Origin of the sequence: Nocardia sp. NPDC058244 (assembly GCF_042882065.1) — a bacterium.
GTDB lineage: Bacteria > Actinomycetota > Actinomycetes > Mycobacteriales > Mycobacteriaceae > Nocardia.
The window spans coordinates 94609-114644 of record NZ_JBHVWX010000009.1 but is presented as its reverse complement, the minus strand read 5'-3'; the positions used below and the strand labels follow the sequence as shown (position 1 = coordinate 114644).

The 20036-nt window shown below is 69.0% G+C and carries 16 protein-coding genes; 5 read left to right on the top strand and 11 right to left on the bottom strand.

Annotated features, from left to right (window positions below; genetic code table 11):
• Nucleotides 1–9 precede the first annotated feature (9 nt).
• The gene (locus tag ACFVW6_RS27050) at nt 10–345 is read left to right on the top strand and encodes a hypothetical protein (RefSeq protein ID WP_378825936.1); all 336 of its coding nucleotides are present in this window, start codon (nt 10–12) and stop codon (nt 343–345) included.
• On the opposite strand, the gene ACFVW6_RS27045 is transcribed toward ACFVW6_RS27050, so the two are convergent.
• Complete coding sequence (locus ACFVW6_RS27045; RefSeq protein ID WP_378825933.1) at nt 315–1439, bottom strand: epoxide hydrolase family protein; 1125 nt, start codon at nt 1437–1439, stop codon at nt 315–317. The two genes, ACFVW6_RS27050 and ACFVW6_RS27045, sit on opposite strands and share 31 nt — an antisense overlap.
• A gap of 112 nt (nt 1440–1551) precedes the next feature.
• On the opposite strand from ACFVW6_RS27045, the gene ACFVW6_RS27040 reads away from it, so the two are divergent.
• The 4 genes from ACFVW6_RS27040 to ACFVW6_RS27025 all read left to right on the top strand — a co-directional run bounded on the left by ACFVW6_RS27040 (nt 1552) and on the right by ACFVW6_RS27025 (nt 6829).
• Complete coding sequence (locus ACFVW6_RS27040) at nt 1552–2013, top strand: MarR family winged helix-turn-helix transcriptional regulator (RefSeq protein WP_378825931.1); 462 nt, start codon at nt 1552–1554, stop codon at nt 2011–2013.
• Between the two features lie 91 nt (nt 2014–2104).
• Nucleotides 2105–3622, top strand: a complete 1518-nt coding sequence (locus ACFVW6_RS27035) for an alpha/beta fold hydrolase (RefSeq protein WP_378825928.1) — start codon at nt 2105–2107, stop codon at nt 3620–3622.
• Between the two features lie 130 nt (nt 3623–3752).
• A complete protein-coding gene (locus ACFVW6_RS27030; protein WP_378825926.1) occupies nt 3753–5300 on the top strand; it encodes an alpha/beta hydrolase in 1548 nt (515 codons plus the stop codon).
• A gap of 5 nt (nt 5301–5305) precedes the next feature.
• Nucleotides 5306–6829, top strand: a complete 1524-nt coding sequence (locus ACFVW6_RS27025) for a serine hydrolase domain-containing protein (protein ID WP_378827004.1) — start codon at nt 5306–5308, stop codon at nt 6827–6829.
• Nucleotides 6830–6847: 18 nt separating this feature from the next.
• On the opposite strand, the gene ACFVW6_RS27020 is transcribed toward ACFVW6_RS27025, so the two are convergent.
• Genes ACFVW6_RS27020 through nuoF form a run of 10 tightly spaced genes read right to left on the bottom strand, consistent with a single transcriptional unit; the run spans nt 6848 to nt 20036 of the window.
• Nucleotides 6848–7591, bottom strand: a complete 744-nt coding sequence (locus ACFVW6_RS27020; RefSeq protein ID WP_378825924.1) for a VWA domain-containing protein — start codon at nt 7589–7591, stop codon at nt 6848–6850.
• Between the two features lie 9 nt (nt 7592–7600).
• A complete protein-coding gene (locus tag ACFVW6_RS27015; RefSeq protein WP_378825922.1) occupies nt 7601–8242 on the bottom strand; it encodes a class I SAM-dependent methyltransferase in 642 nt (213 codons plus the stop codon).
• A 1-nt stretch (nt 8243) separates the two neighbouring features.
• Nucleotides 8244–9866 carry an NADH-quinone oxidoreductase subunit NuoN gene (gene nuoN, locus ACFVW6_RS27010; protein ID WP_378825920.1) on the bottom strand — a complete coding sequence of 541 codons (1623 nt, stop codon included), beginning with the start codon at nt 9864–9866 and terminating at the stop codon, nt 8244–8246.
• Nucleotides 9863–11485, bottom strand: a complete 1623-nt coding sequence (locus tag ACFVW6_RS27005) for an NADH-quinone oxidoreductase subunit M (RefSeq protein WP_378825918.1) — start codon at nt 11483–11485, stop codon at nt 9863–9865. Before ACFVW6_RS27005 ends, nuoN begins: the two co-directional genes overlap by 4 nt.
• A complete protein-coding gene (nuoL, locus tag ACFVW6_RS27000) occupies nt 11482–13368 on the bottom strand; it encodes an NADH-quinone oxidoreductase subunit L (RefSeq protein ID WP_378825916.1) in 1887 nt (628 codons plus the stop codon). The genes ACFVW6_RS27005 and nuoL overlap by 4 nt, the downstream gene beginning before the upstream one ends.
• A 1-nt stretch (nt 13369) precedes the next feature.
• A complete protein-coding gene (gene nuoK, locus ACFVW6_RS26995; RefSeq protein ID WP_189028720.1) occupies nt 13370–13669 on the bottom strand; it encodes an NADH-quinone oxidoreductase subunit NuoK in 300 nt (99 codons plus the stop codon).
• Nucleotides 13666–14481: an NADH-quinone oxidoreductase subunit J gene (locus ACFVW6_RS26990; RefSeq protein WP_355272046.1), complete on the bottom strand. Its 816-nt coding sequence runs from the start codon at nt 14479–14481 to the stop codon at nt 13666–13668. The genes nuoK and ACFVW6_RS26990 overlap by 4 nt, the downstream gene beginning before the upstream one ends.
• Entirely contained in the window at nt 14478–16262 is a 1785-nt protein-coding gene (gene nuoH / locus ACFVW6_RS26985; RefSeq protein WP_378825913.1) for an NADH-quinone oxidoreductase subunit NuoH, read from the bottom strand. Before nuoH ends, ACFVW6_RS26990 begins: the two co-directional genes overlap by 4 nt.
• Complete coding sequence (locus ACFVW6_RS26980) at nt 16255–18714, bottom strand: NADH-quinone oxidoreductase subunit G (protein WP_378825911.1); 2460 nt, start codon at nt 18712–18714, stop codon at nt 16255–16257. The genes nuoH and ACFVW6_RS26980 overlap by 8 nt, the downstream gene beginning before the upstream one ends.
• Nucleotides 18711–20036 carry an NADH-quinone oxidoreductase subunit NuoF gene (gene nuoF / locus ACFVW6_RS26975; RefSeq protein WP_378825909.1) on the bottom strand — a complete coding sequence of 442 codons (1326 nt, stop codon included), beginning with the start codon at nt 20034–20036 and terminating at the stop codon, nt 18711–18713. Before nuoF ends, ACFVW6_RS26980 begins: the two co-directional genes overlap by 4 nt.

The following is a 20036-nucleotide window of genomic DNA, read 5'->3' as shown; positions in this document are numbered from 1 at the left end:
ATTCGGCGCGTGCCAGATTCTGCCGACATCGCCCGGCTCTTCGACAAGCGACCGCGCCAGTGGGGTTCGCCCGCGGATCCGATCGCGTGGAATGCGGTGCGGGACAGGGTCTGTGCGGCCGCGCCGCCCGCGACGGCGACGGAGTTCGCCGTGCTGTTGCGCGACGAATTCGCCCTCGTGGCAGGCGTCGAGCTCGACGATCCCGAAGCCATTCCCAAGCCGTCCTTCGTCGTCGAAGGCACCTCGGAAGCGGTTCACCTGCCGACCTGGCGCACCATTCTGCTCCCGCTGCTGACCACCCGCGCCCGCCAGCTCTACGGCGAAATACCCACCGAACGCCCCTGATCGACCAGCTGGCCGCTCAGCATGCCCAGGAAGAACGTCCGGATGTCCTCGGCCAGCAGCTCGGGCACTTCCATCGCCGCGAAGTGGCCGCCGCGATCGAATTCCGACCAGTGCCGGATGTCGTAGAGCCGCTCGGCCAGTGGTCGCACCGACTGGGTGATGTCGCGGGGGAACACCGCGACGCCGAGCGGGACCGGGCACGCCGTGACCCCGCGGGTAGTTTCGCGATGCAGCCGTGCCGAGGACGCCGCGGTGGCGGTGAGCCAGTACAGCGAGATATCGGTGAGCATGCGGTCGTCGTCGATGGGGGAGCGCGGGTCGGTCCACTGCGCGAAGCGTTCGGCGATCCAGGCGAGCTGGCCGACGGGGGAGTCGGTGAGCGCGTAGCCGATGGTCTGTGGCGTGGTGGCCTGCAGCGCCTGGTAGGGTGGACGATTCGCCATCAGGTACTTGATCTTGTCGAGGCGGGCCTCGTCGGTGGCGGACAGCACCACATCGGCGGTCGGATCGGGCCGTGTCGGCAGGTAGTTCACGTGGACGCCGACCACCCGATCGGGCGCCACCGCGCCCAGCGCCTGGGAGACGCCTGAACCGAAGTCGCCGCCCTGCGCGCCGTAGCGCTCGTAGCCGAGCCGGTGCATGAGCTCGGCCCAGGCGCGCGCGATCCGGGTGACATCCCAGCCGCGTTCGTGAGTGGGGCCCGAGAAGCCGTAGCCCGGAATCGACGGGATCACCAGATGAAAATCGCGAGACAGCGGCTCGATGACGTCGAGGAATTCGAGGAACGACCCGGGCCAGCCGTGCGTCAGGACCAGGGCGAGCGCATCCGGCTTCGGTGACCGGACGTGGACGAAGTGGATGTTCTGGCCCTCGATCTCGGTGGTGAAGTGCGGAAGCTCGTTGAGCTTCGCCTCGTGCGCGCGCCAGTCGTAGCTCGTGCGCCAGTACTCGGCCAGCTCCTTCAGCCGGGCGAGCGGGAACCCGTAGTCCGTTCCGGCGTCGATGATCTCGTTGGGCCAGCGGGTGCGGGCGAGGCGGTCGTTCAGGTCGTCGAGGTCGGCCTGCGGGATGTCGATGTGGAACGGCGCGATCATGGTCTCAACTCCAGCGGGTTCATTCGGTCGATAAATGTTTGTCGTACAAACGTTTGTGTGGCCAACGATAGCACAATCATTTGTCGCACCAACGATTCGCTACACTTCTCCCATGGAGAACCCCGCGGAGCGGACCCGAACCGGCTGGGAGCGCCTGCCCAGCTGGTTGCTCACCCAGACCGCCCACCACGCGCATCGCCTGGTGTCCGACGGGTTCGCGGCCGTCGGCGCCCGCGGCTACCACTACCGGCTGCTGGCCACACTGGCGGAGTTCGGCCCGGCCAGTCAGGCCGAGCTGGGCAGGCGCAGCGGCATCCACGTCAGCGACATGGTCGCGACGATCAACGAACTGGCCGACAACGATCTCGTCGAGCGCGCCCCCGATCCCGACGACCGGCGCCGCAACGTCATCACCCTGACCGCCGCGGGCACACGTCAGCTCCGGCGCCTGGAGAAGCAACTCGCCGCAAGCCAGGACGAACTGCTCGCCCCGCTGTCAGCCGACGAACGCGCGCAGCTGACCACGCTGCTGACCCAGCTCCTGGATCACCACACCCAGCGACCGGAAGCCTGAGCGCGCCGGGCACGCGGATGGCCTTTCGGGCCGTTTCCACCTGTGCGACGATGGACGCTATTCGGAGCATTCACGCAATCGGGTGATCGATATGCGGTCGGTGAACCAGTTCGCGATGTACACGCTCGTCTTGCTTCTCCTCGGCACCGCCTGTGCCAGGCCGACCACGGTGGCTCATCCGCCGCCGGAATTCATCGATGGTCCCTGCGCGACCACCTCACATCCGGTACCGATCCTGGACGGGGCCCGCTGCGGGGAATTGATCGTGCCTGCCGACCGCACCGAAGACGGCGGCACGACGCTGCGCTTGGCGGTAGCCGTCATCCCGTCGCGAATTCAGCCACCGACCTCGGATCCGCTGGTCTTTCTCATGGGCGGACCCGGCCAGGACGGCGTCACGAACCCACCGATTCCGGACGATATCGTGCTGAATCGCGACCGCGATCTGATCCTGCTGTCCCAGCGCGGCACCCCCTCGTCGACGCCGGCATTGACCTGTCCGGAAATCTACGATTTCTACGCCCGTCGAGTCGGCTTGCCGTACGACGCTCCCGCCACCGGCGAACAGTACGTGCAGGCGGTCCGGGCGTGCCGCGACCGGCTTTCCGCCGACGTGGACCTGGCGGCATTCAACACACACGAGAGCGTCTACGACCTGATGGACCTGCGCAAGGCGCTCGGTATCGATACGTGGAATGTTTATTCCCACTCGTACGGCACCCAGCTCGCGCTCAGCTACCTGGCGCACGACGCTCGCGCTGTCCGATCGATCGCGTTCGACGGCGTACTCCCGAATTCCGCCGTCGACGTCTCGATTCTGGGGACCAGCGCACGGGAAGGGATCGACGCGATGATCGCGGCGTGCGCGGTGCAGCCCGCCTGCCTGCAGCGCTATCCCGACCTGGGCGCGACCTTCACCAGGCTGGTCGGTGAGCTCGCGGCGAATCCCGTCACCACCACCGTCGACGTCCCCGGGATCGGTGCGGCGCAGGTGGTCCTCGACGGCGGCGCGCTGCTGAACTGGGCGGTGTCGGCCACGCATTTCCCCACCGAATTCGCCGCCGGGCTCGACGAACTCGACCACGGGAATCCGCAACCGATCGCCGCGCGCTGGGCCGAAATCTGGTCGAATGCCGACAAGGCCGGTGTCCTGGCCTGGGGGCTGCTGCTGAGTGTCGTGTGCCAGGAATGGGTCGCGTTCGAAACCCCGGCGGAACAGCTGCGCCAGGCGCGGGAATCGTTCCCGGAATTCCCGGCGTCGGTGCAGGCACACACTCCGCAGCTGCCGTTCATCCGGGAAGCGTGCGCGGTATGGGATGTCCCGGCGGGCCCGCGATCCGCGCGTGCGGTGGTCACCAGCGATATTCCCGCGCTTGTTCTGTCGGGCAGTTTCGACGCCCAGACCGGCGCACACTGGGGAGCCGAAATCGCGAAGAACTTCTCGCAGTCCACGGTGGTCGTGGTGCCCGGAGCCGCGCACGGCCTGTACGCCGACCCCTGCGGAGCCGCAGTGATCGCCTCGTTCTTCGACAATCCCGAACATCCCGATACGCGCTGTGTCGAGGAAACGGAGCCACCGCCGTTCGACATTCTCCCGCCACGACCCTGACACCGAAAGGCGGCCCTATCGCGGTGCGCGGACAGATGATCTTCCGGTGACACGCGATGTGTGTGACGATAAATCCGGTGGCGATATCCGCCCCGATTCTTCCGGGCATCCACATGGTCGGGTGATCGATATGCGGTACGGGAACCAACTGACGGTCTACGCGTTCGTGCTACTGCTCGTCGGCGCGGCGTGCGGGACGCCGAATACCCCGCCCGATGCGGGCGCGCCATCGACGGTGGCCGCTCCACCGGCGGAATTCCTCGACGGGCCCTGTGCGACGACACCACATCCGGCGCCGATCCTGGACGGGGCGCGCTGCGGGGAATTGGTGGTGCCCGTGAACCGCACCGAACCCAACGGCGCGACCCTGCGCCTGGCGGTCGCTGTGATTCCGTCGCAGATTCAGCCGCCGACCTCGGATCCGCTGGTGTTCCTGATGGGCGGCCCCGGGCAGGACGCGATCGCGGATCCCCCGATCAACCCCGACTATCCGCTGAACCGCACGCGCGATCTGATCCTGATGGGGCAGCGCGGCAACCTGACGTCGAGCACGCCGATGGCCTGCCCGGAGATCGACCGGTTCTACGCCCGCCGGGTCGGATTGCCGTACAACGCGCCGTCCACCGGTGCGGAGTACGTGGCCGCGGTGCGGGAATGCCACGACCGCCTCGCCCCCACCACCGACCTGTCGGCATTCAACTCGACCGAGAGCACCTACGATCTGATCGATCTCAGAAAGGCTCTCGGCATCGCGAAGTGGAATGTGTTCTCCCATTCCTACGGCACCGACCTCGGCCTCATCTACCTGCGCCACGACGCCGACGCCATCGCCTCGATCGCCTTCGACGGGGTCACCCCGCCCTCGGTCGCCGCGCTGGGCTGGACCTGGGCCAGCGCCGAGGAAGCGTTCGACAACATGATCGAGGCGTGTGCGGCGCAACCGGCCTGCGCGCAGCGCTACCCCGACCTGGACGCGACATTTCTCCGGCTCGTCGGCGATCTCGAGGCGAATCCCCTCACCACGACGGTCGACGTTCCCGGCCTCGGACCCACGACGGTGGTCGTCGACGGTGGCATGCTGCTGAACTGGTTCGTTCCCGTGGCCACCCACCTGCCCGCCGACTTCCCGGCGGCGATCGACGAACTCGCCCACGGGAATCCGGACCTTGTCGCGAGCCAGTGGGCCGCGGCGTGGACCAATCCGGAGAAGGTCGGCTTTCTGGCGTGGGGTCTGACGCTGAGCATCTGGTGCCGCGAATGGGTCCCGTTCGAGACCGTCGAGGATCAGCTGACCGCGGCGAACGCGGCCTTCCCCGAGTTCCCCGACTCCGTGCTGGCCCAGGCGCCGCAACTGCCGTTCCTGCGCGAAGGATGCGCGGCATGGAACGTGCCGAAGGCTCCCGACTCGATTCGCGACACCACTACCAGTGACGTTCCCGCACTGGTGCTGTCGGGCAGCTATGACGGGCAGACCGGCGCGGTGTGGGGAGACTACATCGCGAAGAACCTGTCGCGGTCCACCGTCGCGGTCGTTCCCGGAGCCGCCCACGGCGTGTACGCCGAGCCGTGCGGCGCCGAGATCATCGCCTCGTTCTTCGACAACCCGGGCAATCCGGACACGAGCTGCGCGGACACCACTCGACCACCCGCATACGACATCCGTCCACCAGGGTCGTGACCACCATGCCCCCTGGCCAGGACCGTGCGGTGGTGTCGCGGCGATCGGTGCTGGGCGGCGCGGTCGCCGGGCTGGCGATCCTCGGCCTGCAGGCCTGCTCGTCGGACCAGCCGACGAACACGCTCGCGACGAGCACCCCGGCCGGAAGGGCAGCCGCGTTCGCCGAACTGGACGCCAAGATCGAGACGGCCATGCGGGCGTATCGGATTCCGGGCGTCGCGGTCGGTGTGCTGACCGACGGCGAGGAATACATCAAGGGATACGGGGTCACCAATGTGGACCGGCCGGTGCCCGTCGACGGCGACACCCTGTTCCGGATCGGCTCCACGACGAAGACATTCACCGGAACCGCGATGATGCGGCTGGTCGACGAAGGCAGAGTCGAACTCGACGCGCCGGTGCGCCGCTACCTGCCGGACTTCGCGGTCGCCGACGCGGACGCCGGCGCCATCGTCACGGTGCGTCAACTGCTCGACCACACCTCCGGGTGGCTCGGCGATTTCGTCCAGGACTTCGGGCGCGGCGACGATGCCATCGCCCGGTATGTCGCGGCGATGACCCGGCTCCCGCAACTGACCCCACCGGGTGCCGTCTTCGCCTACAACAACGCGGGACTGGTGGTGGCCGGGCGCATCATCGAAGTGGTCACCGGAGCGACCTACGAGACCGCCGTGCAGAACCTGCTGCTGGACCCGCTCGCCCTCACCGACACCCGGTTCTTCTCCGACCAGATCATCGGACTCAACGTCGCGGCCTCGCACGACGTCGTCGGCGAGAAGGCCGTCGTCGACACCGGCTTCTGGCACTTCCCGCGCAGCTGCAACCCGACCGGCTCGCTGATCTCCACCGCCCGTGATCAGCTGCGGTACGCGAGATTCCACCTCGGCGACGGCACCGGGCTGATGAGCGAGCAGGCGCTGATCGCCATGCGCTCGGTCCCGGGGCCAGGCGGCACGCTGCAGGTCGAACTCACCGGAATGGGCGTGGCCTGGATGCTGCGGCCGTCGGCGGAGAACGAGACGATCGTTCAGCACGGCGGGACCTGGTCAGGACAGCGATCGGGGTTCTTCCTGGTGCCGACGCGCGATTTCGCGATGACCGTGCTCACGAATTCCGAAGGGGGCGGGCACCTGCTGTCCGAACTCTTCGCCGACGACTGGTCGCTGCGGACCTTCGCCGGGCTCAGCAACCTCCCCGCGACACCGCGGCGGCTCGGTGCCGCAGAGCTCGCGCCGTACGAAGGGCGCTACGTCGCCGACCTGATCACCGAGACGGGCGCGTGGGACCACGCGGTCATCGACTTCCGCGGCGATGACGGGCGACTGATCGGCACGACGGCCGATAGCCCGGACGCGAGCACCCCACCCGGGCAGCCACCGGCATCGGGCCTCGCCTTCTACAAGCCCGACTACGGCCTCGACCTGGACGCCGACCTCGAACCGGTGGGCACCCGATCGGATTTCGTGCGCGGAGCTGATGGCGGCGTCGCGTGGTTCCGCAGCCATGGGCGGCTGTATCGACGGCAATGAGTCGTGGCGAGCGATCCGCTACGAGTGGCAGGTGAGGCCGGTCAGCACGGCATCGAGCTCGGGAAGACTGGCCGCGGAGTGGAACTCGCCGTCGGCGAGCGCAGCGATCGCCCGCAGCGAATCGGGGTCGGTCGGCACCGGGACCCGCGCGGCACCCGCCGAGTCGGGGATGTCGACGACACCGCTCGCGGTGCCGAGGGAAATCGTGGACACCGTGACGCCGGCGGCCTTCGCCGCGCGGGCGGCGGTGTAGGCGCCGCGTGGCGCGTCCAGATCGGCGGGCAGGGTCTGTTTGCCGTCCGACAGCAGGACGATCCGTTGTGGTCCTGTCGCGGGAGCGAGCTTCTTCGCGGTATCGATCGCGCTCAGGGCGCTGAAGATGCCCTCGCCGGTCGCTGTCCGCTCAGCCAGTGCCGCGTTGTCGAGCGCGTCGGTGAACGCGCCACGGTCGGTCGTCGGCAGCACCTGCACCGAGGCAGTGCCTGCAAAGGTGACCAACCCCAGGGTCGTTCGAGCGGGCTGCCGGTACGCGAAATCCGTCGCCGCCCGCCGCGCGACGGTCCATCGACTCGGCGCGACATCGGTGGCTTCCATGGACAGCGAGACATCCAGGACGAACAGCACCATCGTGGGACAGGCCGCGGCGCCATCGGCCTGCGGGATCGGTGTCCCGGACACGGATTGTCCGCAGGCCGCGACGAGGACACCGACACCGGTCAGCATCGCGGACACGGCGATTCGGATCCCGGGGCGTCGCGGCACCCCGTCACGTTACCTGCGGTGGACGGTCGCCAGCCAGGCGGGCGTGGACTCGCTGAACCGGGTGCGCAGGCTCTCCTCGTCGATGGCGGCGATCTCCCATTCGGCCGGATCGAAGGCCGCGGTGAGCTCGGCCCGGCTGACCGGGTGCGGTCCGGGGTCGGCACCGAAGTCGGCGAAGCACAGGACGTACAGGGTCCCGCCTCGAGCGACGACCGCGCCGAGACTCCTGGCGTAGACGGCTTGTTCGGTGTGGTCGAAGGTGTGGAACAGTCCGCTGTCCAGCACGGTCCGGAACCGGCGCTCCAGCCGTTCCAGGTGGAGCGCGTCGGCCACGTCGAAGGTGGCTGCGAGGCCACGGTTCTCGGCGGTGCGCCGGGCGATCGCCACCGCCGTCGCCGCCACGTCGACGCCGTGCACCGGGAAACCGAGCGCGGCGAGGTGGAGCGCGTTGTCACCGGTGCCGCAGCCCACGTCGAGGACGTCGCCGGCGATACCGCCCGCCGCGGCCAGCCGCACCACCGCCGGTTGCGGCTGACCGATGTCCCACGGCGCGGGCCCGTCGCGATAGGACGCGTCCCACGATCGACCCGACTGCCGCTCGTGACTGGTCGGCAGCCGGTCGGGCAGCGGGTCGTCCGCGAACGAACTCATGTCAGCGCAGGAAGACCGCGGCGCGCTCGGCCAGGTCGAGCAGCGGCTGCGGGAAGACACCGAGGATGAGCGTGGCCCCCGCGCTGAACGCCACCACCAGGGTCGTCGCGAACGGGGCGGTGACGGTCGGGGCATCGGCCGGTGGGTCGGTGAAGAACATCAGCACGATCACCCGGATGTAGAAGAACGCCGCGATCGCGCTGCACAGGACGCCGACGATCACCAGGAACGTGTAACCCGCGCCCGACGCGGCGGCGAACACCGCGAACTTGCTGACGAAACCGCTGGTCAGCGGCAGACCAGCGAACGAGAGCAGCAGCAGCGCGAACACCGAGGCCAGCCACGGGGAACGGCGGCCCAAGCCCGCCCACTGCGACAGCTGGGTCGCCTCGTCGCCGGAGGAGTCCCGCACGAGACTCACGACCGCGAACGCGCCGACCGTCCCCAGACCGTAGGCCAGCAGATAGAACAGGACCGCGGCGACACCGGCGTCGTCGGCGGCGACGAGCCCGACCAGCAGGAAGCCCGCGTGCGCGATCGAGGAGTACGCCAGCATCCGCTTCACATCGGTCTGGGTGATCGCCATGATCGCGCCGACGACCATCGTCGCCACCGCGACCGCGGCCAGGACCGGTCGCCAATCGTCGCGCAGCGCACCGACGGCCACCATCAGCACCCGCATGGTCGCGCCCACCGCGGCGATCTTGGTGGCCGCGGCCATGAACGCGGTGATCGGCGTCGGGGCACCCTGGTAGACATCGGGCACCCACGCCTGGAACGGAACCGCGCCGATCTTGAACAGCAGGCCGACGGCCAGCATCCCGATACCGAGCAGGGCCAGCGTCGCGTTCTCTGGCTGCTTGTCCAGCGCCGCACCGATACCCGGCAGCGACACCGTCCCGGTCTGCCCGTACAGCAGCGCGACACCGTAGAGGAAGAACGCGGAGGAGAACGCGCCGAGCAGGAAGTACTTCAGCGCCGCCTCCTGCGAGAGCAGGCGCCTGCGCCGCGCCAGCCCACACAGCAGATACAGCGGCAGCGACAGCACTTCCAGCGCGACGAACATCGTCAGCAGATCGTTCGACGCGGGGAACAGCAGCAGACCACCGACCGCGAGCATGGTCAGCGGGAACACCTCGGTCGTCGACACCCTCGCCCGCACGGCGGCGAGCTCGTGCGCGCTCCCCGGCACCGCGGACGCCTGCGGGGTGAACGCGTCGACGCCACGATCGAGCACGGCGGCCGCCCGGCTCCAGGTGCCCGGCCCGCTGCGGGCCCGGGGCACCGCGCCACGCTCGGCGATCAACAGCAGACCGAGCACCGCGACCGCCAGGATCGTGCCCTGCAGGAACAGCGTCACCCCGTCGACGGCGACCGCACCGGCCACCGCGGTGCCCGTCGTCCCCGCGAGCAGCACGACGGTGACCAGCGCGCCGACCACACCGGCCAGCCCGAGAGTCAGCTGTGTGAGGTACCGATACGGTCGCGGCACGAACGCCTCGACCAGCACACCGACGACGCCGACCGCGAACACGATCAACATCGGTGCGAGCAGGTGGTATTCGATGCTCGGTGCGGGCAGAGTGGCCGCGAGCTCGTTGATGGTCACGGAGTCCGTCCTCATTTGTGTCCGCCCGCGGGCGGGGTGGCCGCACCTGCTTCGGGAGCGGGAACCGTCGGAGCGGGATCGTGCTTACCGATCGTCGAGAGGGTGTGTCCCACCGCGGGATCCACCAGGTCGAGGATCGGTTTCGGGTAGAAGCCGAGCACCAGCAGCGCGGCCAGCAGCGGCACCACCACGGCCAGTTCCCGTGGCACCAGGTCACGCAGGTGCTCGTTGCCCTGCTTCACCGGGCCGGTCATCATGCGCTGGTACATCCACAGCACGTAGATCGCGGCCAGCACCAGTGCGCCGGTGGCGATGACGGCGGCCACCTTGTACTTGGCGAAGGTGCCGACCAGCACCAGGAATTCGCTGACGAACGGCGCGAGACCGGGCAGCGACAGGGTGGCCAGACCGGCGATGAAGAAGGTGCCCGCCAGGATCGGCGCGACCTTCTGCACGCCACCGAACTCGGCGATCATCCGGGTGCCGCGCCGCGAGACGAGGAACCCGGCGATGAGGAACAGTGCGGCCGTGGACAGTCCGTGGTTGACCATGTACAGCGTCGCACCGGCTTGCGCCTGGGTGGTCATCGCGAAGATGCCGAGGATGATGAACCCGAAGTGCGAGATCGAGGTGTAGGCGATCAGCCGCATCACATCGGTCTGGCCGATGGCCAGCAGCGCGCCGTAGAGGATGCCGATCACCGCGAGAGTGATCACCAACGGCGCGAACGTGTCCGAGGCCAGCGGGAACAGCAGCAGGCAGTACCGGAGCATGCCGAACGTGCCGACCTTGTCGACCACCGCCATCATCAGCACCGCGCTCGACGGGGTGGCCGAGACCGCGGCGTCGGGCAGCCAGGTGTGCAGCGGCCACAGCGGCGCCTTCACCGCGAAGGCGAACATGAACCCGAGGAACAGCGCGTTGACGACCGCGGTGCTGCCGCCGAGCTGTCCGTCGTTGGCCGCGGCGACGACGGTCCGCAGATCGAAGGTGCCCGTGCCGCCGTCGCCCAGGCCCGCCTGCGCGGTGAGCACGTAGAGCCCGATGACCGCCGCCAGCATGATCAGGCCGCCGAACAGGTTGTACAGCAGGAACTTCACCGCGGCCCGCGAGCGCTGGGCGCGCACGGCGGCGTCGCTGGTGCGCGGTCCGAAGCCACCGATGAGGAAGTACATCGGGATGAGCATGGCCTCGAAGAACACGTAGAACAGCAGGATGTCGAGGGCGAGGAAGGAGATCAGCACCATCGACTCGACCAGCAGCATCAACGCCAGGTAGATGTGCGCGGTCTTGCGGCCGTCGCCCGCCGCGGTGTCGTCGTGCCAGCCGGCCAGGATCAGCAGCGGCATCAGCACGGCGGTCAGCAGCACCAGCACGGTGGCGATGCCGTCGAGGCCGAGGGTGTAGCCGACGCCGAACGCCGGAATCCATTCGTGCGCTTCGACGAACTGGTACTGGTCGCCACCGGGATGGAACCGCAGCGCCAGGCTCACCGCCAGCACGAGCACGCCGATCGATACCGCCAACGCCAGCACGCGGGCCACATTCCGGCGCGCGGCGGGCACGGCGAGCACCACCGCCGCGCCGACCGCGGGGGCGAGCCAGAGCGTCGTCAACCAGGGAAACGAGTTCACCAGAACCTCACCGCCAGCAGGGCAGCGGCCACCAGGGCCGCGCCGGTGAACATGGACAGGGCGTAGGAGCGCACGAAACCGGTCTGAATCCGCCGGACCCGTGCGGACAGTCCGCCGATGCCGGCGGCCGTGCCGTTGACGATCCCGTCGATGCCGCGCGCGTCGAGGAACACCAGCGCGCGGGTGAGATGACGGCCGGGACGCTCGAAGGCGGCCTCGTTGATCGCGTCACCGTAGAGATCCTTGCGCGCGGCCGTCGTGAACACCGTGACCGGCTCGGGCGCGGTCTCGGGGACCGGGCTCTCGGCGTACTTGCGGTAGGCGATCGCGACACCGATGGCGACCGAGGTCAGGGCCAGCCCGGTGACCACACCCGCGGGCACGACCGGCTCACCGTGGTGCGAGCCGACGACCGGGGCGAGCCAGTTCTGCAACGACGACCCCCACACGAACAACCCGCCCGCGAACACCGAGCCGAACGCGAGCAGGATCATCGGCCCGGTCATCACCGCGGGCGCCTCGTGCGGGTGGGTGTCGGGCTTCCAGCGGCGTTCGCCGAAGAAGGTCATCAGCATGACGCGGGTCATGTAGAACGCGGTGAGCCCGGCGCCGACGAGCGTGACCACGCCGAGCAGGATTCCGGTGGTGCCGCCGTGGTCGAACGCGGCCTCGATGATCTTGTCCTTGGAGAAGAACCCGGAGAACGGCGGCACCCCGATGATGGCGAGGTAGCCCAGACCGAAGGTGGCGAAGGTGATCGGCAGCAGGGTGCGCAGACCGCCGTAGCGCCGCATATCGGTCTCGTCGTCCATCGCGTGCATCACCGAACCGGCACCGAGGAACAGCCCGGCCTTGAAGAAGCCGTGGGTGAGCAGGTGCATGATCGCGACCGCGTAGCCGGCCGGGCCGAGACCGACGGCCAGGATCATGTAGCCGATCTGGCTCATCGTCGAGGCGGCCAGCGCCTTCTTGATGTCGTCCTTGGCGCAGCCGACGATCGCGCCGAACAGCAGCGTCACCGCACCGACGGCGAGGACCGCGGTCCGGGCGTCGGGCGCGAGGTCGTAGATCGGGTTGGAGCGGGCGATCAGGTAGACGCCCGCGGTCACCATGGTGGCGGCGTGGATGAGCGCCGAGACCGGGGTGGGGCCCTCCATGGCGTCACCGAGCCAGGACTGCAGCGGCACCTGGGCCGATTTGCCGCACGCGGCGAGCAACAGCAGCAGGCCGATCGCGGTGAGCGTGCCCTCGCTCGCGCCCGGGGAGGCCGCGAACACGGTGCGGAAGTCGAACGATCCGAACGTGGCGAACATCGTCATCATGGCGATGGCCAGGCCCATGTCCCCGACCCGGTTGACGATGAAGGCCTTCTTGGCCGCCGTCGCGGCCGACGGCTTCTCGTACCAGAACCCGATCAGCAGGTAGGACGCCAGACCGACGCCTTCCCAGCCCAGGTAGAGCACCAGGTAGTTGTCGGCCAGGACCAGCACCAGCATGGCGGCCAGGAACAGATTGAGGTAGCCGAAGAACCGGCGCTTGCCCGGGTCGTGGCTCATGTAGCCGATCGAATAGACGTGGATCAGCGAGCCGACGCCGGTGATGAGCAGCGCGAAGCACACCGAGAGCTGGTCGAGTTGCAGTCCGAACCCGACCTGCAGATCACCGACCGGCACCCACTCGAACAGCTGCTCGTGGATGGCGCGGTCGGCGTCGGATCGGCCGAGCATGCCGATGAACGCGATCACGGCGACGACGAACGAGGCCACCGCCGCGGCGGTGCCCAGATACACACCCCAGCGGTCGGCGAACCGGCCGAGCAGGAGCAGCAGGATCGCGCCGGCGAGCGGGAAGGCGGGCAGCAGCCACAACGTTGCGGTGCCCATGTCAGAACTTCAGCAGGTTGGCGTCGTCGACCGAGGTCGACCGGCGGGCACGGAAGATCGTCATGATGATGGCCAGGCCGACGACGACCTCGGCGGCGGCGACGACCATGGTGAAGAAGGCGATCACCTGACCGTCGAGGTTGCTGTGCAGGCGGGCGAAGGTGACGAAGGCCAGGTTCACCGCGTTGAGCATCAGCTCGATGCACATGAACACCACGATGGCGTTGCGGCGCAACAGCACTCCCGCCGCGCCGATAGTGAACAGCAGGGCGGACAGGAACAGGTAGTTCTGGGGGTTCACCGGTTGCCTTCCTCGTCGGCCGTCGGGGTGACGTCGCTGCCCGCGCCGACCGAGAGCGCGGCGGCCTCGGTGTGCGCGCGGGTGCGGCGGTGACGCAGGATCGTGCTCACCGAGAGTTCGGCGAAGCTGCCGTCGGGGAGCTGAGCGGGGCTGTCGACGGCGTTGTGCCTGGCGTAGACGCCCGGGGTCGGGAGCGGAGTGGCGCGTTCGCCCGCCGTCCGGAACCGGTCCCGCGACATCTCGCGCTGCCCGCGCCGCGGCGTGAACTGTTCGCGGTGCGCGAGGACCATCGCGCCGATGGTGGCGGTGATCAGCAGCGCACCGGTCAGCTCGAAGGCCCACACGTAGCGCAGGAAGATCAGTTCGGCCAGTTCGGCGATGACGTCGCGGCCACCGAAACCCCGCCCGGGGAAGCTGATCCCGCTGTCGCGCAGGGCCGCGCCGATTCCGCCGATGAGCAGGAACCCGAACCCGACACCGACGACGGCGGCCGCGATCCGCTGGCCGCGCAACGTCTCGCGCAGCGATTCCGCAGAATCGACGCCGACCAGCATCAGCACGAACAGGAACAGCATCATCACCGCGCCGGTGTAGACGACGATCTGGACGACACCGAGGAACAGCGCCCCCTGGGCGATGTAGAACACCGCCAGCGCGATCATGGTGGCGGCCAGGCACAGTGCCGAGTGCACGGCCTTGGCCGCGGTCACCATCCCGAGCGCGCCGAGCACCGCGATCGGGGCGAGCACCCAGAACAACACCGCCTCCCCGGTGGAGGTCGACGCGACTTCGGCGGCCAGCAGTGCGGTCATCGCAGCACCTCTTCCGACGTGGTGGGACGGACCCGGCCCAGGTAGTAGTCGGCCTCGTCGGTGCCGGGCGCCATGGCGTGCGGCGGGGCGACCATGCCATCCTGCAGCGGGGCGAGCAGGCGGTCCTTCTCGTAGATGAGGTCGGCGCGGTTGTCGTCCGTGAGTTCGTATTCGTTGGTCATCGTCAGCGCGCGGGTCGGGCACGCTTCGATGCACAGGCCGCAGCCGATGCAGCGCAGATAGTTGATCTGGTAGACGCGGCCGTAACGTTCACCGGGGGAGAAACGTTCGTCCTCGGTGTTGTCGGCGCCTTCGACGAAGATGGCGTCGGCGGGGCAGGCCCAGGCGCACAGTTCGCAGCCGATGCACTTCTCCAGGCCGTCCTCGTACCGGTTGAGCTGGTGGCGGCCGTGATAGCGCGGGGCGGTCGGCACCTTCTGCTCGGGATAGGACTCAGTGTTGGGCTTCTTGAACATCGTCGCCGCGGTGACCGCGAAACCGGCGAGCGGTTCGAACAGGCCGATCTCGGGCTGCTCGTCGGCCGTACGCGGAGGCATCGGCGGAACCGGGAAGCCGAGGAACACCGGTGATTTCGTCGGCTCCTCCGGCAGCGGCGGCAGGCCCTGGGCCCGGCCCGCGCGCAGGAACATCGCGATCATCGCCGCGGTGATGACGATGCCGACGGTCACCAGGATCGGCGTCTGGCCGGTGACGCCCTCGATATCGAGGACCCGGGCCGTCGCCACGATCATCACCCACACCAGCGAGGTCGGAATGAGCAGTTTCCAGCCCAGATTCATGAACTGGTCGTAGCGCAGACGGGGCAGGGTGCCGCGCAACCAGACGAAGACGAACAGGAACGTCCACACCTTGAGGGTGAACCACAGCAGCGGCCACCAGCCGGAATTCGCGCCCTCCCACAGGCTGATCGGGAACGGCGCCCGCCAGCCACCGAGGAACAGCGTCGTCGCCAGCGCGGACACCGTGGCCATGTTGACGTACTCGGCGAGCATGAACATCGCGAACTTGAGCGAGGAGTACTCGGTGTGGAAACCACCGACGAGTTCGCCTTCGGCTTCGGGCAGATCGAACGGCGCGCGGTTGGTCTCGCCGACCATGGACACGCAGTAGATGAGGAAGGAGGGCAGCAGCAGGAAGACGTACCAGGTGCCCTCCTGCGCGGTGACGATGCCGGAGGTGGCCATGGTGCCCGAGAGCAGGAACACCGTCGCGAAGGTCAGCGCCATCGCGATCTCGTAGGAGATCACCTGCGCGGTCGAGCGCAGGCCGCCGAGCAGCGGATACGTCGAGCCCGACGACCAGCCGGCGAGCACGATGCCGTAGACGCCGATGGAGGTGATGGCCAGGATGTAGAGGACACCGACGGGCATGTCGGTGAGTTGCAGGGCGGTCTGCTGGCCGAAGATCGACACCTCGGGGCCGAACGGGATCACCGCGAACGCCATGAACGCCGGGATCACCGAGATGATCGGGGCGAGCACGAAGATCGGCTTGTCCACGATCGCCGGGATGATGTCTTCCTTGAGCGCCATCTTCACGCCGTCGGCGATGGACTGGAACATGCCGCCGGGGCCGATCCGGTTGGGGCCGACGCGCATCTGCATCCACGCGACGACCTTGCGTTCGGCGTAGACCGCGATGAGCGGCACCAGCATCAGGTAGATGAACACGCCGAGCGCCTTGACGATCACCAGCCAGAGCGGGTCGGTGCCGAAGACAGGGGCGGTGTCGGCTGCCAGGTGCAGCACGGGATCACTCATGGCGGTGTTCCTTCATCCTGTCGTCGGCGCGGCGCAGGCGCACCACGGCGCCGGGTGTCACGCCGAGCGTGGCGGCGACCGTCGAGCCGGGGGAGTGCAGCGGCAGCCACACCACCCGGTCGGGCAGGTCCGTGATCATCAGCGGCACGGTGATCTCGCCGCGGTCGGTGTAGACGATGACGTGGTCCGCGTCGGCCGCTTCGATCTCGGCGGCGGTGGCGGCCGAGAGCCGGGCGACCGGTGGGCGGGCGACGCCGGCGAGGTTGGCTTCACCGTCCTGCATGCGCCCGGCGTCGAGCAGCATCCGCCAGCCGGCCAGCACCGCGGTACCGATACCGGGCGCCGGGCGGGTCTGGCTGCTCAGCTCGGGTGCGGCGATCGGTGTGCCGTTCCACGCGCCGAGCAGGTCGAGTTCGCTGCGGGCAGACGCGATGTCGGGCAGGTTGATCGGTGTCCCCATCTCGGCGGCGAGCGAGTGCAGCACCCGCAGGTCCGACAGCGGAGCGGCGACGCGGCGGGTGGTGTCGAGCGGGGCGGCGGCGAACGGGCGCGGCCTGCCCTCCCAGGTGCGGAAGGTGCCGGACTTCTCCATGACGGGCGCGATCGGGAAGACGACGTCGGCGCGCTCGGTCACGGCGCTGTGCCGCAACTCCAGGCTGACCACGAACCGCGCGGCGTCGATCGCGGCCAGCGCGGCCGCCGGGTCGGGCAGGTCGTCGGGGTCGACACCACCGATGACGAGCGCGCCGAGCTGAGCGGCGCTCGCCAGGATGCCCGCGGTATCGCGGCCGAGCGTGACGGGCAGATCGTCGGCCTGCCAGCGGTGCCGAACCTGTTGCCGCGCGGCCGGATCGACCACGGGCCTGCCACCGGGCAGCAGTCCGGGCAGGGCTCCCGCTTCCAGCGCACCGCGTTCGCCTGCCCGTCGGGGTACCCAGGCGAGCCCGGCGCCGGTGGCGTCGACCAGCCGGACCACGGCCGACAGCGCGCCGGGGCTGCCCGCGAGCCGTTCGCCCGCCAGGACGACCGCACCCGGGCTGCGCAGCAGTGCCATGAGTTCGGCCGCGTCCGCCGAGGTCTCGGCGGCGATGGCGTCGAGAACGTCGGCCTCGCCGCACGGCGGGGTCTGGATGAGCGCGCCCGACATCCGTTCGAGCCCGCGGGAGGCGAACGGCGCCAGCGACACCACGCGCAGCCCGCGGGTCCGGGCGGCCTTGCGCAGGCGCAGGTAGACGATCGGGGATTCCTCTTCGGGTTCGAATCCCACCAGCAGCACGACCGGTGCGGCGGCCAGCGCCGCGTAGTCGACCTCGACGCCGTGTCCGGCGACGCGGGCGGCGAGGAAGCGTTCCTCCTCCTCGGAGTGCACGCGGCTGCGGAAGTCGATGTCGTTGGTGGCGAGCACCATGCGCGCGAACTTGCTGTAGGCGTAGGCGTCTTCCTCGGTGACCCGCCCACCGACGAGCACGCCGGCGTTACCGATCGCGGCCCGCAGCCCGGTCGCCGCGGCGGCCAGTGCCTCCGACCAGGACGCCGGGGCCAGCACGCCGTCCCAACCCCGGACCAGCGGCGTGGTGAGCCGATCGCGTTCGGTCGCGTAGGTGAAGGCCCAGCGGCCCTTGTCGCAGTTCCATTCCTCGTTGACCTGGGGATCGTCACCGGCCAAGCGGCGCAGCACTTTTCCGCGCCGATGGTCGGTGCGCTGGGCGCATCCGGAGGCGCAGTGCTCGCACACGCTCGGAGTGGACACCAGGTCGAACGGGCGGGCCCGGAAGCGATAGGAGGTGCCGGTGAGCGCGCCCACCGGACAGATCTGCACCGTGTTGCCGGAGAAATAGGAGTCCAGTGGTTCGGCCTGGGCGATGCCGACCTGTTGCAGCGCACCGCGATCCATCAGTTCGATGAACGGATCACCGGCGACCTGCTGGGAGAACCGTGTGCACCGTGCGCACAGGACGCACCGTTCGCGGTCGAGCAGGACGGCCGAGGAGAGCGGGATCGGTTTCGGATAGGTGCGCTTCTCCCCGTCGAACCGGGACTCGGCGCTGCCGGTGGACATCGCCTGGTTCTGCAGCGGGCACTCGCCGCCCTTGTCGCAGACCGGGCAGTCGAGCGGATGGTTGATCAGCAGCAGCTCCATCACCCCGCGCTGTGCCTTCTCGGCGACGGGCGAGCTGACCTGGGTGCGCACGATCATGCCGTCGGTGACCGGAATCGTGCAGGACGCCACCGGCTTGCGCTGCCCCTCCACCTCGACCAGGCACTGCCGGCAGGCGCCGACCGGGTCGAGCAGCGGATGATCGCAGAAGCGGGGAATCTGCACGCCGACCAATTCGGCGGCGCGGATCAGCAACGTACCCGCGGGCACCTGGACGGTGGTGTCGTCGATGGTGACGCTCACCAGATCCGCGGGGACTACGCCGCTGCTGTTGCCGGGCGCGATCGCTGTCATCGGTCCTCATTCCCTGCCGAGGCCCACACCGTGGCGCGGGCCGGATCGAACGGGCAGCCACCGCGGCGCTGATGCTCGAGGTACTCGTCGCGGAAGTACTTCAGCGAGGAGAAGATCGGGCTGGCCGCGCCGTCGCCGAGCGCGCAGAACGATTTCCCGTTGATGTTGTCGGCGATGTCGGCGAGTTTGTCGAGGTCGGCCTCGGTGCCCTGCCCTGCTTCGAGCCTGCGCAGCAGTTGCACGAGCCAGTAGGTGCCCTCGCGGCACGGTGTGCACTTGCCGCAGGATTCGTGGGCGTAGAACTCGGTCCAGCGCAGGACGGCACGCACGACGCAGGTGGTGTCGTCGAAGATCTGCAGGGCCTTGGTGCCCAACATGGATCCGGCGGCGGCGACACCCTCGTAGTCGAGCGGGACGTCGAGGTGCTCGGCGGTGAACAGCGGTGTCGACGAACCGCCCGGTGTCCAGAACTTCAGGGTGTGACCTGCCCGCACGCCACCGGCGTAGCCGAGCAGTTCGCGCAGGGTGATCCCCAGGGGCGCCTCGTACTGGCCCGGCCGGGCGACATGGCCCGACAGCGAGTACAGCGTGAACCCGGGTGACTTCTCGCTGCCCATGGACCGGAACCATTCGGTGCCCTTGCGCAGGATCGACGGTACGGAGGCGATGGACTCCACATTGTTGACGACCGTCGGGCAGGCGTAGAGCCCGGCCACGGCCGGGAACGGCGGCCGCAGCCGCGGCTGACCACGCCGGCCTTCGAGCGAATCGAGCAGCGCGGTCTCCTCGCCACAGATGTAGGCGCCCGCTCCGGCGTGCACGATCAGTTCCAGGCCGAACCCGGAACCCAGGATGTCGCGCCCGAGGTAGCCCGCGTCGTAGGCCTCCGCGACCGCGGCCTGGAGCCTGCGCAGCACCGGCACCACCTCGCCGCGCACGTAGATGAACGCGGTGGCCGCCCGGATCGCGTAGGCGGCGATCACCACTCCTTCGATCAGGGTGTGCGGGGTGGCCAGCATCAGCGGAATGTCTTTGCAGGTCCCGGGTTCGGACTCGTCGGCGTTGACGACCAGGTAGTGCGGTGTGGTCGTGCCGTCGGGACCGGGTCCCTGCGGGATGAACGACCATTTCATCCCGGTCGGGAAGCCCGCGCCGCCGCGACCGCGCAGGCCGGCGTCCTTCACCGTCTGGATGACGTCGTCGGGTGCCATCCGCAGGGCGGCGCGGAGTCCTTCGTAGCCGCCGGTGGCGCGGTAGCTGTCGAGGGTCCAGGATCGTGGGCGATCCCAGTGTTCGCTGAGAACAGGGGTGAGGGTGGTCAT

What these genes read in the sequence shown, in the direction of transcription:
- ACFVW6_RS27025 (WP_378827004.1), top strand. Translation starts at nt 5,306, where the DNA reads ATGCCCCCTGGCCAGGACCGTGCGGTGGTGTCGCGGCGATCGGTGCTG.
- nuoF (WP_378825909.1), bottom strand. Translation starts at nt 20,036, where the DNA reads ATGACCACCCTCACCCCTGTTCTCAGCGAACACTGGGATCGCCCACGA.
- ACFVW6_RS27035 (WP_378825928.1), top strand. Translation starts at nt 2,105, where the DNA reads ATGCGGTCGGTGAACCAGTTCGCGATGTACACGCTCGTCTTGCTTCTC.
- nuoL (WP_378825916.1), bottom strand. Translation starts at nt 13,368, where the DNA reads ATGGGCACCGCAACGTTGTGGCTGCTGCCCGCCTTCCCGCTCGCCGGC.
- ACFVW6_RS26990 (WP_355272046.1), bottom strand. Translation starts at nt 14,481, where the DNA reads ATGACCGCACTGCTGGCCGCCGAAGTCGCGTCGACCTCCACCGGGGAG.
- ACFVW6_RS27015 (WP_378825922.1), bottom strand. Translation starts at nt 8,242, where the DNA reads ATGAGTTCGTTCGCGGACGACCCGCTGCCCGACCGGCTGCCGACCAGT.
- ACFVW6_RS27045 (WP_378825933.1), bottom strand. Translation starts at nt 1,439, where the DNA reads ATGATCGCGCCGTTCCACATCGACATCCCGCAGGCCGACCTCGACGAC.
- nuoN (WP_378825920.1), bottom strand. Translation starts at nt 9,866, where the DNA reads ATGAGGACGGACTCCGTGACCATCAACGAGCTCGCGGCCACTCTGCCC.
- ACFVW6_RS27040 (WP_378825931.1), top strand. Translation starts at nt 1,552, where the DNA reads ATGGAGAACCCCGCGGAGCGGACCCGAACCGGCTGGGAGCGCCTGCCC.
- ACFVW6_RS27030 (WP_378825926.1), top strand. Translation starts at nt 3,753, where the DNA reads ATGCGGTACGGGAACCAACTGACGGTCTACGCGTTCGTGCTACTGCTC.
- ACFVW6_RS26980 (WP_378825911.1), bottom strand. Translation starts at nt 18,714, where the DNA reads ATGACAGCGATCGCGCCCGGCAACAGCAGCGGCGTAGTCCCCGCGGAT.
- nuoH (WP_378825913.1), bottom strand. Translation starts at nt 16,262, where the DNA reads ATGAGTGATCCCGTGCTGCACCTGGCAGCCGACACCGCCCCTGTCTTC.